General features: G+C 43.0%; 11 protein-coding genes and 1 pseudogene. 7 read left to right on the top strand and 5 right to left on the bottom strand.

Annotated elements, in window-relative coordinates; translation table 11 throughout:
- Positions 1 to 57: 57 nt before the first annotated feature.
- The gene (locus B6N13_RS03425) at positions 58 to 933 is read right to left on the bottom strand and encodes an MYG1 family protein (RefSeq protein ID WP_169458504.1); all 876 of its coding nucleotides are present in this window, start codon (positions 931 to 933) and stop codon (positions 58 to 60) included.
- Positions 934 to 1,347: 414 nt separating this feature from the next.
- Between B6N13_RS03425 and B6N13_RS03420 the strand changes: the two genes are divergently transcribed.
- Complete coding sequence (locus B6N13_RS03420) at positions 1,348 to 2,199, top strand: mechanosensitive ion channel family protein (protein WP_169458503.1); 852 nt, start codon at positions 1,348 to 1,350, stop codon at positions 2,197 to 2,199.
- 143 nt (positions 2,200 to 2,342) lie between these two features.
- On the opposite strand, the gene B6N13_RS03415 is transcribed toward B6N13_RS03420, so the two are convergent.
- Entirely contained in the window at positions 2,343 to 3,248 is a 906-nt protein-coding gene (locus B6N13_RS03415; protein ID WP_169458502.1) for a LysR family transcriptional regulator, read from the bottom strand.
- 125 nt (positions 3,249 to 3,373) lie between these two features.
- Between B6N13_RS03415 and B6N13_RS03410 the strand changes: the two genes are divergently transcribed.
- Positions 3,374 to 4,573, top strand: coding sequence for an NADH:flavin oxidoreductase/NADH oxidase family protein (locus B6N13_RS03410; protein ID WP_169458501.1), 1,200 nt, complete (start codon positions 3,374 to 3,376; stop codon positions 4,571 to 4,573).
- An 81-nt stretch (positions 4,574 to 4,654) separates the two neighbouring features.
- Here B6N13_RS03410 and B6N13_RS03405 read toward each other — a convergent pair whose 3' ends face one another.
- Positions 4,655 to 5,089, bottom strand: a complete 435-nt coding sequence (locus tag B6N13_RS03405) for a MarR family winged helix-turn-helix transcriptional regulator (protein ID WP_169458500.1) — start codon at positions 5,087 to 5,089, stop codon at positions 4,655 to 4,657.
- A 211-nt stretch (positions 5,090 to 5,300) separates the two neighbouring features.
- Here B6N13_RS03405 and hmgA point away from each other — a divergent pair, with 211 nt between their 5' ends.
- The 5 genes from hmgA to B6N13_RS03380 all read left to right on the top strand — a co-directional run bounded on the left by hmgA (position 5,301) and on the right by B6N13_RS03380 (position 13,091).
- A complete protein-coding gene (gene hmgA / locus B6N13_RS03400) occupies positions 5,301 to 6,626 on the top strand; it encodes a homogentisate 1,2-dioxygenase (RefSeq protein WP_169458499.1) in 1,326 nt (441 codons plus the stop codon).
- Positions 6,627 to 6,775: 149 nt separating this feature from the next.
- A complete protein-coding gene (gene hppD, locus B6N13_RS03395) occupies positions 6,776 to 7,852 on the top strand; it encodes a 4-hydroxyphenylpyruvate dioxygenase (protein ID WP_169458498.1) in 1,077 nt (358 codons plus the stop codon).
- An 11-nt stretch (positions 7,853 to 7,863) separates the two neighbouring features.
- A complete protein-coding gene (gene maiA / locus B6N13_RS03390) occupies positions 7,864 to 8,511 on the top strand; it encodes a maleylacetoacetate isomerase (protein WP_169458497.1) in 648 nt (215 codons plus the stop codon).
- 51 nt (positions 8,512 to 8,562) lie between these two features.
- A complete protein-coding gene (gene fahA / locus B6N13_RS03385; protein WP_169458496.1) occupies positions 8,563 to 9,852 on the top strand; it encodes a fumarylacetoacetase in 1,290 nt (429 codons plus the stop codon).
- Between the two features lie 536 nt (positions 9,853 to 10,388).
- Positions 10,389 to 13,091 (top strand): glycoside hydrolase family 2 TIM barrel-domain containing protein, encoded by a 2,703-nt coding sequence (locus B6N13_RS03380; RefSeq protein WP_169458495.1) that lies wholly within the window; start codon positions 10,389 to 10,391, stop codon positions 13,089 to 13,091.
- Positions 13,092 to 13,156: 65 nt separating this feature from the next.
- Here B6N13_RS03380 and B6N13_RS23290 read toward each other — a convergent pair whose 3' ends face one another.
- Entirely contained in the window at positions 13,157 to 13,732 is a 576-nt protein-coding gene (locus B6N13_RS23290; protein WP_282434064.1) for a GGDEF domain-containing protein, read from the bottom strand.
- Between the two features lie 105 nt (positions 13,733 to 13,837).
- Positions 13,838 to 13,981, bottom strand: a pseudogene (locus B6N13_RS23510) (triple tyrosine motif-containing protein); the annotation flags it as partial.
- Positions 13,982 to 13,990: the final 9 nt, after the last annotated feature.

Raw genomic sequence — 13,990 nt, 5'->3', positions numbered from 1 at the left:
ACAATTCTTTGTTCTCTATTTTATGATGCCTTTCACGTCGCAAAACATTGGCAACGCTTAATCAGCCAACGCCATTTCAGCCATTTTCATGGTGTTTTCAAATGACGCACAGCCTGCGATAAACAAGCCGTTATGACAGAACATAGCGTCGTCTAAACCTGTCACGTCTTGAAGTTCTTTGTCAGACAATCCGGCCCAAGGCGCAGGGAGTTTTTTGCGGTCTTCAAAGGAACCAAGCTCAACAGGAACAGTTTGAATACGCCATTGTCCAGTCTGAGATGGGTAAACCATGAATAAGGCTTCTTTCGATAGCCTAAGGACGGTGGTTTTCCATGGTGTGTATTGTTCTAAGACAATGACTCTTGGGTCTGCGGCTTTTTTTATCGCATCAGCAACAATGGCTTTGGCGTTTACGCCACCACTTGCTGCGGCGATGAATCGAGTCAAAATACGTGAAGCAAAGGCAACGGCTTCGTCGAAGCAGGCATCAAAGTCGCTTTCTTCTTGCCATGTTGGGTTAAACATGGAGATGGTTTGGCTCAAGCTAATGCCTGTTTGCACGCCTTCTACGTGTCCGCAATCTATTGCGTCGATGGCGGAAACGAGGTTTTTATCTAATGAGCTTGCGATTTCTTCATTGCCACCGCAGATCTCGACTCCGTACTTTTGCCAAACTAAGCCAAAAGAGGAAAACGGAATGCCGTTTTCACGTGCACCTGCCCCGCCTTTTTGGTGGTGATCAAAGCGATTGGTGTCGGCATCGTAAATGCCGCCTACGTCTAACACCATGTCGGCTTTGGCGATAACGTCTAAGTCACGTGTGCGAATTAATTCTATCGAAGAAAAAATATGTTTTAGTGCCGCGACAGCAAATACGTCGTCTGCGTGAAAGTTGCCATTGTGCGTTGCGATTACTGGAGTTTGTTCGGGCATTCTAGATCTCTTTTATTGATGTTATGTCACTTAGCAGCGCATAGGTACTAAAAGCGGCATTCTACTGGCTTTTCATGGTGGGTGACACCTTTCGTTTCAACAGTAGCTAAGACAAGCTTGTGTAAAAGACAATAAGAATAGTGTGGAACCACTGAATTTGTCGGGAAAGGGTAAAGATAGTCTAGGTGTTGTTTTGCTTGCTCTGCGCTTATTGTTAAGCTGAAAAAATAGGAATATGATTCCTACAAGCCTTATTGTATCGGCCTTTCAGTCATGTTTGGGGTAACTGATTTTTGTCTCCTAATCGTGGTTTATAGGGCAGGTTCTGTTAACGGGCTTAGACATGAACGCCCCTGTCCGTTTTAGGTATTGTCAAATATCATTGCTTAAGTATTACACGCAGAAGAGAAGTCTATGGAAGAGTTATTCGTTCAATTTTGGCAAAATCATTCTAATACCATTATTACGCTTGGTTATCGGATTGTATTGGCCATTGTTATATTGATAGCTAGCTCGTTTATCGCAAAAGCGGTAAGAAAGGCCATCCTGAATACGAATTCTAAGCTTAATAAGCTGGATGCGACCTTGACACCTATATTTTCAACCGTTGCCAGTTATGCGGTTTATATTATTGGTGGTGTGTTTATTTTAGATATCTTTGGTGTCAATACTGCCAGTCTTATTGCCTTGGTTGGTGCGGCTGGTTTGGCAATTGGCTTAGCTTTGAAGGATACCTTAAGCAACATTGCCGCAGGGATCATGTTGCTGATATTAAGGCCTTTTAAAGCGGGTGACTTTATTGAGTTTGGCTCTACGCAAGGAACGGTAAAAGAAATAAATTTATTTACCTGCGTGTTTGAAACGGTCGATGGATTATATATCGCTTCTCCCAATAGTGTGTTGTGGGGAAACAATATTAAGAACTTTACGCGTAATGGTAAGAGACGAATGGACATTGTGGTCGGCATATCTTATTCGGATTCTATTGATGTAGGTTTATCTGTGCTTAGGCAAGTGGCGGAAGGTGAATCTCGTCTCTTGGTCGACCCTGTTCCTCAGGCAATGGTAGTGTCTATGATGGACAGCTCGGTGAATATTCAGCTTAGAGCGTGGGCAAAAACGGATGACTATTGGCCGACTTACTGGGATTTAAACAAACGAGTTAAAGAGTCGATTGAAGCGGCAGGCTTGACGATCCCATTTCCTCAGCGCACGCTACATCTTGTTAGTGAGCCGAGCACACCTGCTTTGAAAGAGAAGTTATAAAAGAGCCTTGAATCTAAGCTATTGGAAGCAAGGTAATATGTTAGTTTGTTTAAGTGCCTAGACAATAACTAACTGATTTTAAATCTTTTCAATGTCTTGTAGTGCTTCAATATAATGAAGCACTTTTCATTTGCCTCTGAACTTTATCCTAGTGATGAAGACTTTATGTTTGTTAGTTTGTTTCTAAGTCGTTCTCTAAGAGCCATTACAGCAGGGTTCACTTGTTTTCTACTTGGGCAAATCAAATGCAGTTCAACCTCTGGTGATTCATAATCCGACAGTAGTTGAACAAGTTGCCCGTTATTTAGTTCGGAATGAATATCGATCAAAGAACGGTATGCAATGCCTTTTCCTGCAACAGCCCATCGCTTCACAATGTCTGTATCATTACTGATTCTATTGCTCTCTACTTTTATTCTGTAGGTATTTTCATGGTTCGCGTAATTCCATTGATCGAAAATGCGACCAGCTCGGCGGTACAGCAAACAATTATGGGTAGCGAGTTGCTCTGGCGTGGTGGGTTCTCCATGCGCCAATACATAATCAGGAGATGTGCAAGTGATTCGTTTTACCGTTGCGATATGAAATGACACCATGGATGAATCTTCAGGTTTTCCGTAACGTAAGGCGATATCTACTTGCTCTAGAAAAAAATCAGAAATGGAATCACCCACAGTCAGATCAATGGACAGCAGCGGATGTTCTTCAAGTAGTTCATCTATCCAAGGCAAAAGGGTATTACGACCTAAATCCGAAGATACAGACAATCTGAGTTTTCCTGTTACTTTACCTTGCGTTTGATGTGCTGAAAGACGTCCTTGTTCTAAGCTATTGAGTGCTTGACGACAGTGAAACAAAAACTGCTCACCTTGCGGGGTGATCCTTAATTGTCTGGTACTTCTAATAAACAGCTGCACATCTAATTGCTTTTCTAATCTTTTCAGTGCAGAGCTGACTCCTGCCGTTGTGATATTTAACTGTTTTGCCGTTTCCGTCAAGCTGCCAGTTTCGGCAATTCGAAGAAATAAGCTTAGATCTGATAGATTCATTGTTAACTAATATTTAATAGAGATTAAGTAATTGGTGTGTTTTTAGTTTAATAGCAATTGCCCATAATGTCTCTACCACCGCGAGCTAGCGCGGAATCTAAACACTTTCACTTAGAGAGGCAGGTATGGCACAAATATTAGGTAGTAACGATCTATTGAATACTCCGTTGACGCTCCCATGTGGAGCGATTATAAAAAACCGCCTTATAAAATCCGCGATGTCAGATTCACTTGCTGATGGCGAAGGTAACCCAACCGATAGCCAAGTACGTCTTTATGAGCGGTGGGCTGATGGGGAAGTGGGGCTGTCAATTATTGGAGAAGTGCAAGTCGATCCTAAGTACCCAGAAGCACCTGGGAATCTTGTGTTAGGCAGCCATTCAAACCATAAAGCGCTACAACTATTAACTTCCCGAGCCTCTGTGAAAAATGCTCATATATGGGCCCAACTAGGTCATGCAGGGGCGCTTGCCTATCAACCACTTAACCAAGTTAAAGGCCCATCAGCCCTTAAAATTGGTGAATTTGAATGCTTAGGTATGTCAGAACACGACGTGTCTCTGTTACCAGATAAATATGCCAAAGCGGCCGAAATTGCCAGAGATACAGGATTTACTGGTGTACAAATTCATGCGGGTCACGGATTTTTACTTAGTCAATTTTTGTCACCGCTTTTTAACCGCCGAACAGACCAGTACGGTGGTTCTATCGAAGCCCGTAGTCGAATTATTGTAGAAATAATTAATAAAGTTCGGTTAACAGTCGGGCGTACTTTTCCTATTGGCATCAAGATTAATTCTTCTGATCAACTAGAAGGCGGGTTAACGCAGGAAGAGGCTTTAGAAGTCGTGCATATTTTGGATCAGACGAGTATTGATTTGATAGAGCTAAGTGGCGGATCTTATTTTCCTGGAGCGACATCAAGTTCCGATAAGGCCTCAAGTGGTCCATATTTTGTCGATTTTGCCATCAAAGCTAGGAGTATGACGACTATTCCTCTAGCTGTTACTGGTGGTTTTAAAACTCGCGCACAGGTATTCAATGCTCTGTCATCAAATAGTGTCGATTTTGTTGGATTAGGAAGGGCGTTTATCCTCGAACCAAGACTAGCTCAAGATTGGCTACATGGTATAGACCGCCTTCCTAAGTTCCCAAGGTTTACATCGTCGCTTCCGGGAGGTGTTACAGCATGGTATTCCATGGCCTTAGCAGCGATAGCTAATGACAAGGAAAGCGAGTTTGAACTGGATCTCGCATCCGCTATTCAAGCTTATGACACTCGCGATAGAGGACGAATTAATGTATGGCTTGCTAAATTTCAATAATAAAAAGATTGATTAAAATGTTTTTTGAAGTGATATGAATAAGATTGTCATTGCCAGAGTTTTGGTCAATATTCAATGTTGCTAGGTGATTTTTCTAGCGGTTTCTTCTACTTTGCAAAGCAGTACTAACAGCTTTTTTTGGTCAGATTTACTTAGTGTCTTTAGCAGTAATTCTTCTGTGGAAGTGGCGAGTACGACAACTTTTCCGTAATGTTCTCGGCCGACGTCGGTCAAGGAAAACTCGACTAAGCGACGGTCTTGTTCATTGACAATTTTTTGTACCCAGCCTTTGCTACACAGGCTTGTTCCCGCCCGAGAGGCCGCGACTCTATCTAAGCCGATGGCTTTTTCCAAATCTCTTACTGAGAGCTTGTCATATTTACCTAAGTGAGCCAGCACGCGCCATTCAGGAACGGTTAATCCATATTGATTTCTATATTTACGAGCCAAGGCTTCGGACGTTTGCTGAGCGGCCTGATTAAGGCGATATGGAATAAAATTATTTAGATCAAACATTTACTTACCTTTTTAAGCTCTCTAAATACCGAAAAATATAGGGTATGTGTCTGCCAATTCGCCATGTTGGAACATAGTTTAAAGCTTTATTAGCTAGCAACCTATAAAAAAGATTGGCCACAAAAGTGGCTAATCATTTCAAATGAAATGAGTTGACTCGTTTCATTTGAAATGATTATATAGATTTTCACTTACTATTTCGGCTTAAGTCATGTCTTATCTCAGCGGCTTTAGAAACTATCATTCGACCGAGGCGTTAGCGGGTGTTTTGCCTATTGGACAGAACAGTCCTCAGCGCTGCGCATTTGGTTTATATGCAGAACAGATAAGTGGCTCTGCATTTACGGCACCCCAAGGACACAATCTACGTAGCTGGATGTACCGCATTAGACCCAGTGTTGCGCATCGAGCTGACGGAGACTTGGTTGAGTTCGTTAACTGGGTATCTCGATCAGACGATAGCAATACGCAAATTGCCTTTGATCCGCTTAGATGGAATCCATTAGCGACCGTAGAAGGGCATTGGGTTGAGTCTGTTCGCACCTTAACTATCGCAGGGTCTGCAAACTCGCAAATTGGTATGTCAGCGAGTATTGCTACATTGCATGAGCAGCAACAGCCTGTATTACAAAACCATGATGCAGAAATGTTGGTTATGCCGATCAGTTCGTCTATTAGCTTGCGCACAGAGTTTGGCGTTTTGGAAATAGGTGTTGGCTCGCTTGGTGTTATTCCACGTTCTGCATTTGTTGAATTAAGCACTGAAAATATCACCCAAATTTACTTGTTAGAAAATTATGGTTCGCCTTTTGAATTGCCTAATCGTGGCGCCATAGGCGCGAATGGTTTGGCGAATGAACGTGACTTTGAATATCCAACGGCGAGCTTTGTAGAGCAACAAACAACAACGTGGGTGATTGAAAAAAGAGAAGGGCGCTTTCGTGACTTCACCCTTGAACATTCGCCATTTGATGTGCTCGGTTGGCATGGAAATCATGCTCCTTATCGATATGATTTGAGACGCTTTAATACTCTTGGCTCGATAAGCTATGATCATCCTGATCCTTCGATCTTTACGGTTCTGACGTCACCAAGCCAAACTGCCGGTGTGGCAAACATAGACGTGGTGGTATTTGGTGATCGTTGGCTGGTGGCTGAAAATACCTTTCGTCCACCTTGGTATCATCGTAATGTTATGGCTGAGTTTATGGGATTAATTTACGGTACGTACGACGCCAAACCGAATGGCTTTTTGCCTGGTGGTGCTAGTCTTCATAATGCTGGCTCGCCACATGGCCCTGATTATGATGCGTTTTCAAAAGCATCGGTGTCAGAATTGTCTCCCCATAAATTATCTGGAACACTGGCGTTTATGTTTGAAACCAGTGCGCCCCAGCGAATTACCCACTTTGCAGCTAACGCCGACGAACGTCAAAAAGACTATGTGGACTGTTGGAAAGACATTCAACCAGCTAGCCAAATTATTAAAGAGTTCAACGTACCGGATAACAAAAGTACGGACAGCCACAATGGGTAATCTTTGCGCTGGGCGTCTACAATTATCCATTGCACTCCACTGGTCTCGAAGTGTGCGGGGGATTGCTATTCCGCCGCCTTTAGAGGCTTAAAATCATTGCCTTTTAAATACATTATTTTCCAAATATAACGATAAATAGGAATACAGAAATGGCAGATTTATTTGAAAACCCAGTTGGATTAGATGGTTTTGAATTTGTAGAGTTTGCAGGCCCCAACCCAGAGAAAATAGCGGAAGTGTTTCAGCTAATGGGGTTTGAATTAGTAGCGAAGCATCGTTCGAAAGATGTCGAGCTTTATCGTCAAGGCGGCATTAACTTTATCTTAAATAAAGAAAAAGGCAGTGAAGCCTATTACTTTGGTCAGGAACACGGCAATGCCGCGGCAGGCATGGGGTTTCGTGTTAAAAATGCCCACAAAGCCTACGAGTATGTTCTGTCTAAAGGTGCTAAACCAATGGATATTCCGACTGGTCCTATGGAGCTTAGATTGCCTGCTATCAAGGGGATTGGTGGCGCACCTATTTACCTGATCGACCGTTATGACGATGGTTTATCCATCTATGACATTGATTTCGAGCTCCTGCCAGATGTCGATAAAAAGCCCGTGGGTCATGGCTTTTATGAGATCGATCATCTGACTCACAATGTCTACCGAGGTCGTATGGCCTATTGGGGACGCTTCTATGAAACCTTATTTAACTTTCGTGAGATTCGCTACTTCGATATCAAGGGCGAATATACTGGTTTAACGTCACGAGCGATGACGGCTCCCGATGGGAAAATTCGTATTCCGTTAAATGAAGAAGCAGCTGGTGGCTCAGGTCAAATTGAAGAGTTTCTGATGTCATTTAATGGCGAGGGCATTCAGCATATTGCTTTGCGCACAGATAATTTAATGGCCAGTGTTGATTCCTTGCGTGCCAGTGGTATTCAGCTGATGACGGCACCACCGGAGACCTATTACGACATGCTGGAAGAACGCCTTCCTGGTCATGGTGAAAAGGTCGATGAGCTAAAAACGCGCGGCATTTTGCTGGATGGCACTATCGATGGTGCGCCACGATTACTGCTGCAAATATTCTCTACCAATCAGTTGGGTCCAGTGTTTTTTGAGTTTATCCAACGCAAAGGCGATGACGGTTTTGGGGAAGGCAACTTTAAAGCTTTGTTTGAATCCATAGAGCGCGATCAAGTAGCTCGTGGTGTCATCGAAACTAATGCGTAAAGGATGAAGTAATGGAAAACGTTGGTACGCTTTATTCTTATTGGCGCTCTTCTGCAGCCTATCGAGTCAGAATTGCGCTTGCTTTAAAGGGGTTATCTTATGACACCGCTTTCGTTCACTTGGTTAACGGCGGCGGTGAGCAGCATTCCTCTCACTATAAGTCGTTAAATGCACAAGGCTTGGTGCCGAGTTGGCAAGATGATAAGGGCGTGCTAACGCAATCTTTAGCGATTATTGAATACATCAATGATTGCCATCCTGATACGCCTTTGCTTCCCGCAGCGCCTTTTGCGCGCGCCAAAGTCCGTGCGATGGCGCAAGCGATTGCCTGTGAAATCCACCCGATTAACAACTTACGCGTTCTTAAATACCTTCGTACTAGTGTGGGTTTAGACGACGATGCGGTTAATAGTTGGTATCAGCATTGGGTGAGCGAAGGCTTGGGCGCATTGGAATTAATGGTCGAAGATGACGGTTTTTGTTATGGCAACATGCCATCGCTTGCGGATATCTGTCTGATTCCTCAACTGTATAACGCTCGTCGTTTTAACGTGGACTTAACAATCTATCCCAAATTGTGTCGTATCGAAGCCAACTGTCTTCAGCTAGAAGCATTTAAGCAAGCTGTGCCAGAAGCCCAAGCTGATGCACAACTGTAAGTGGGTTAAACATGATAAATACTAAACAAAGTCACCTCAAGGAGATGTTCTGTGAATACCAATCGCATTAACAGCTGGTTGCCGAGCGCTAACATTGCAGGTTGCGAATTTCCCTTAGCGAACTTGCCTTATGCGGTCTTTTCCAGTGCTGATCAAATACACCATATTGGCGTCGGCATTGGCGACAAAATCGCCAATTTGAGCGCACTTGAAGAAGTGGGATTATTTGCTGAATTAGATCCGTGTTTGCGTGAGGCGGTCAAACAAAATGCTCTGAATCAATTGATGGGGCTAGGTCATACACAATGGCATGCGCTGCGTCTTCGTTTGATCGAACTGTTCAGCAATAGCGCTTACCAATCCAAAGTAGAGGCTTGCTTGATTCCTCAGTCAGAGGTTGCTTTTCATTTGCCTTGCCAAATTGGTGACTACACAGATTTTTATACGTCTGTGCATCATGCCACACGAGTTGGGTCATTGTTTCGCCCAGATAATCCGCTGTTGCCAAACTACAAATGGATACCGATTGGCTACCATGGGCGAGCGTCTTCCATACGTATATCGGGCGAAGCCTTCAAGCGTCCGGCAGGGCAGTTAAAAGCACCTGACGCCGAGCGTCCAGTATTAGAACTTTGTAAACGTCTTGATTATGAATTAGAGCTGGGTATTTTTATCGGCAAAGGCAGCCAGTTAGGAACGCCTATCTCAATGGCCGACGCTGAACAGCATGTGTTCGGTGTGTCCATGTTTAACGACTGGTCTGCTCGTGATATTCAAGCATGGGAATATCAACCTTTAGGGCCATTATTATCGAAAAACTTCTTTTCTAGTCTAAGTCCTTGGGTCGTTCCGATGGCGGCACTGGAGCCTTACCGCTGTGATTGGACGCGAGATGCTGAAGACCCTCAACCGCTTGATTATTTAGACTCTAAAGCGAATAGAGCCAAGGGCGCAATAGATATCAAGCTAGAGGTTTGGATAGAAACGGCCAAAATGCGAGCGGACAGCCAGCCAGCTGAACGCCTTTCCAAAAGTAACTTCAAAGATTCTTATTGGACCATTGCACAAATGGTGGCTCACCATACAGTGAATGGTTGTGATCTCAAGCCGGGAGACTTATTTGGCAGTGGTACTCTGTCCGGTCCAGATCTTGATGAATCAGGTTCACTTCTTGAGCTCACTGAAGGTGGGAAGACCCCCATCACCTTAAGTAATGGCGAGCAACGTACCTTTGTTGAAGATGGTGACCGAATTATTCTGAAAGGTTACTGTGGAGACGATCAACTAAGAATTGGCCTAGGGCAGGTGGATAACCTAGTTAAGGCTGGCAACAAGCCTTGATCGCCTAGCTTTTACTTTCGTTTTTATTTGTGATCGATAAAGAGTACTTGTCTTCATGGCGGGTATAAAAAGCATGGAGTGTTATAAGTTATAAAAACTGCATGAGAATCGTAGTAAGCCTAGATGGCACTGCGATTCTCATGATTCAATATCAGTAATACATGGTATTAATTTATTCGATATGTATCCCTATTAAAAATACATTAGCATGGAAAGATGGATGGGGAGTGTGGAACGAATAGATGATTTCATGACACATTCCTCAATGTTGCTCCATTAATGTTGAGAAAAATAATGAAAAAATATCTCTGTTTACTAAATTTTCCGTCTTCTTTTATTGGTATTTGTCAGAATCAAATATCAAGCTCCTTCCGTCAAAAATCTCGCTTCGTAAAACGATTTTATAATAGTGACTATTAATATCCTTCTAAAATTTATTTAGAGTGGAAGGAAGTTTCGAAAATACTATTAGAGGTGATTAAAGCCTTATCCGGCTTATAAATGATTTTCCCCTAATTGCCGAATGAGATAATGACATGGAAATTACAAAAATAATTAATCGAATCGTCTTAGCTGTTGCAGTGTTTATATTTTCAATTTTTTCGATAAGCGCCTCAGCTTCATCCCCTCGTGAACAATTAATATTGGATACGGGCTGGAAATTTCTTTTTTCTGAAGGGGATAAAACAGATGCGTTTTTACAAAAAGATTTTGATGATAGTGTATGGCAAACAATCAGTGTTCCACATACATGGAACAACGTGGGTTATTACCAGAATGACACCACGTCTCACATTAACACTAAAAACAATATCAACAAGCAATATGGTATTGGTTGGTATCGATTAAATTTTAATGTTTCTTCTACGAATGCAAAACAACAAGCATGGTTAGAATTTGATGCAGCGAGCCGAGTAGCTGAAGTGTGGCTAAATGGAGTGTACCTTGGTGAGCACCGAGGAGGTTTTACTCGTTTTCGTTTTGATGCGACTCAGGCTCTGTATTGGGATCAAAACAATGTGCTTGTTGTAAAAACGGACAATACGAAACCCACCGCAGATTCATCAACTGCCGATACTTTGCCCATTGCTGGTGACTTTTTTGTCCACGGTGGCCTTTATCGTCCCGTAAGGCTGGTATTCACCGATCCAGTGCATTTAGACATGCTGGACTATGGTGGACCTGGTGTGTATGCCACCACCGACTTAATTAAGACAGAAAAAGCGCAGGTGACAGTGAGCAGCCGAGTAAAAAATGACGCTGAGCAGTCTAAAAAGATACGAGTTATTTCTCAACTTGTAGATGCCAAGGGTAAAACTGTGGATCAGGCAGAACAAGCGTTAACACTTGAACCTAAAGCATTAGCGACGTTAAAACAGAACTTAGATGTTGCTAACCCTACTTTATGGCAAGGACAAGAAAATCCTTATTTATATACTCTGCGAACAGAAATTCGTGGGTCAAATAATCAGGTTCTCGATACACTCGAGCAAAAATATGGGTTGCGTAATATTGTGATATCTCCCGACAAAGGTTTTATTCTCAATGGCAAGCCACTGCGTTTACAGGGTGTTGCTTATCACCAAGATAAAGAGGGGCTTGGTTGGGCCGTGAGTCCAGAGGATGTCAAACAGGATGTGGATTTGTTGGTGGAAATGGGGGCCAATACATTGCGCCTTGCTCATTATCCTCATGGCCAGCCTGTACATGAATTAGCCGATAAATATGGTTTGATTCTTTGGGATGAAATTCCTTTAGTGACAAGTTGGACGTATGGCAAAGATCATAAAGTGGCAAATGACGGATTATTGGTCAATGCAGAGTTGCAGTTAAAAGAAATGATCAAGCAAAATTTTAATCACGCATCTGTCGCTTTTTGGGGAGTGGCGAATGAAGTGGATTTTGGTGCGGTCGTTCCTGCGTTTCTGGGGGCTACTCGAGGTAATACTCCTGATCCTATTCCTGTTTTGAAGTCTCTGGCGGACATGGTAAAACAGTTGGATCCTAGCAGAGCCTCAACCCTTGCTAATTGCTGTGAAGCCAGAGAGGAAGTCAAAGATATCGATATTCCCAAAACATCGCCAGTGGCTGATACGGTTGGGCTTAATCGTTATTATGGCTGGTATTATGGGGACGTTGATGATTTTGGGCCGCACTTAGATGCATTGCATGTGCAATATCCAAATTTACCAATATCGGTAAGTGAATATGGCGCAGGTGGCGCAGTGTCCTTACACACAGATAATTACTTAGGTGCTCCGGTCGACTCTAGAGGACACCACCAACCTGAAGAATACATGTCTTATGTGCATGAAGAGAATTGGCGTGTGATCGAGAGTAAACCGTACCTATTTGCTAGCTGGATCTGGAATGCATTTGATTTTGCGACCACGGTGCGAACAGAAGGGGATTCACATGATATCAACACCAAAGGGCTGATTACCTATGATAGAGCGATAAAAAAAGACGCGTACTACTTTTATCAAGCGAACTGGACGACTAAGCCTATGGTGCATGTCACCTCAAGTCGTTACTCGCAGCGCCACTATCAGATTACCGACGTTAAAGTTTATTCCAATCTTGATCAAACTGAATTGTGGTTGAATGGTAAATCTTTAGGAGTTAAAGCCGATTGCTCATTAAAAATTTGCGTGTGGCCAAATGTTAGTCTTAAAGTAGGCGATAACACGGTCGTAGCTAAAGGCGTTGGCAAGCAATCTTCAGTTCAGGATGAAACGCATTGGCAGTTAAATAAAAGCCAGAGTAACAGCTACTTTATTGATGCTGGCGCATTAGTTGCCGCATCAACACAAGAGCATTCTTTTGGCTCAGATAACTTTTTTTATGGTGGCGAAGCTGCATCGTTTGATAAATTAGGTGGCTGGGGACGTCCGCCAGTGAAGCCCGAGATAAATCAGACTGCAGATCGTGATTTGGCTACTACATACCGTCGAGGGAGCTTTCATTATGAGCTGCCATTAAGCAATGGCCACTATAAAGTCGTCTTACTGACGGTTGCTCCTTCGGATGACATAACGTCGCGATTTACTGTAGAAGCAAATGGCCGCAAAATTGTTGAAGTGAACGCGTCAAAGTCAGAATCTGGCGAAAACCTAATCGCTGAGTACTATTCTGCAGAAATTGAAGTGGTAGAGGGGCTTTTAAATCTTAAATTTGTACCAGTTCAAGGTGATGCATTCGTATCTGCTATCGAAGTTACGCCAATCTTAAATAAATAACATGCAAAAGCCGAGGCTTGTATTCACAATGTCTTGGCTTTTGTTTTTTTATCTTCTTAATCTACTTACTGCCAAATTTCAACTCGATTACGGCCTTGTTCTTTGGCTCGATATAAGGCTTGGTCGGCGAGGCGAAGTAAATCTTGGTAGTTCTCTACTTGATGAGAAAACGCTACGCCCATGCTGACAGTCATGGTTAAATCGGCGGCGATATCGCTGTAGTCATAAGTTTCAATGCTGTTGCGGAGGTTTTCGCAATAAGCAGCCACATTTGCATCATTCATATCTTTAATCATCAAGGTGAACTCTTCACCCCCCCAGCGAGCTGCATGTATCTGATGATCAGCAAGCTGCAGCAATTGTTTGGCGAGCGCTTTAATGGCTTTATCTCCAATCAGATGAGAGTAGTGATCATTGATTTTTTTGAAGTGATCAATATCCATAATGATCAAAGCAAGTGGTGTATGTTGCTGCTTGGCTTGAATAAACTTCTCGCTTAACCATTTATCAAAAGCACGTCGATTTGGTAAACCAGTCAACTTATCTTCATTGGCTTGACGCTGAAAATCTTCCGATTGCTGACGTAATGCATAGGTTTGCTTTTCGACAAGAGCTTTTAGCTTTAGCTCACTTTTTTGCAATCGTTGTACGCGCCATTTTATGCTGCCAGCAAGAATGATCAGTACCAAAAGCGCGAAGCCGACTTGTATCTCAATGCGCTGCCAGAAGTGCGGTAAAATAGTGAATTCATAAACCTGGTCGGCATTATTCCAATCACTATAAGGATAACGCGCACTGACCAGAAATTTGTATTTCCCAGGCGCTAAATTTGTATATTCAGCAATGGTATTTTTGCCCCTAGAAGCCCAGTTATCTTCAAAACCCACTAGCCTTGTACG

The organism is Marinomonas sp. UCMA 3892, assembly GCF_012726345.1.
Taxonomy (GTDB): Bacteria; Pseudomonadota; Gammaproteobacteria; order Pseudomonadales; family Marinomonadaceae; genus Marinomonas.
This window is presented reverse-complemented; position numbering and strand designations above follow the sequence as displayed.

Coding starts and splice junctions, on each gene's coding strand:
- B6N13_RS03420 (WP_169458503.1), top strand. CDS start 1,348: ATGGAAGAGTTATTCGTTCAATTTTGGCAAAATCATTCTAATACCATT.
- B6N13_RS03425 (WP_169458504.1), bottom strand. CDS start 933: ATGCCCGAACAAACTCCAGTAATCGCAACGCACAATGGCAACTTTCAC.
- hppD (WP_169458498.1), top strand. CDS start 6,776: ATGGCAGATTTATTTGAAAACCCAGTTGGATTAGATGGTTTTGAATTT.
- B6N13_RS03410 (WP_169458501.1), top strand. CDS start 3,374: ATGGCACAAATATTAGGTAGTAACGATCTATTGAATACTCCGTTGACG.
- maiA (WP_169458497.1), top strand. CDS start 7,864: ATGGAAAACGTTGGTACGCTTTATTCTTATTGGCGCTCTTCTGCAGCC.
- hmgA (WP_169458499.1), top strand. CDS start 5,301: ATGTCTTATCTCAGCGGCTTTAGAAACTATCATTCGACCGAGGCGTTA.
- B6N13_RS03415 (WP_169458502.1), bottom strand. CDS start 3,248: ATGAATCTATCAGATCTAAGCTTATTTCTTCGAATTGCCGAAACTGGC.
- B6N13_RS03405 (WP_169458500.1), bottom strand. CDS start 5,089: ATGTTTGATCTAAATAATTTTATTCCATATCGCCTTAATCAGGCCGCT.
- B6N13_RS03380 (WP_169458495.1), top strand. CDS start 10,389: ATGGAAATTACAAAAATAATTAATCGAATCGTCTTAGCTGTTGCAGTG.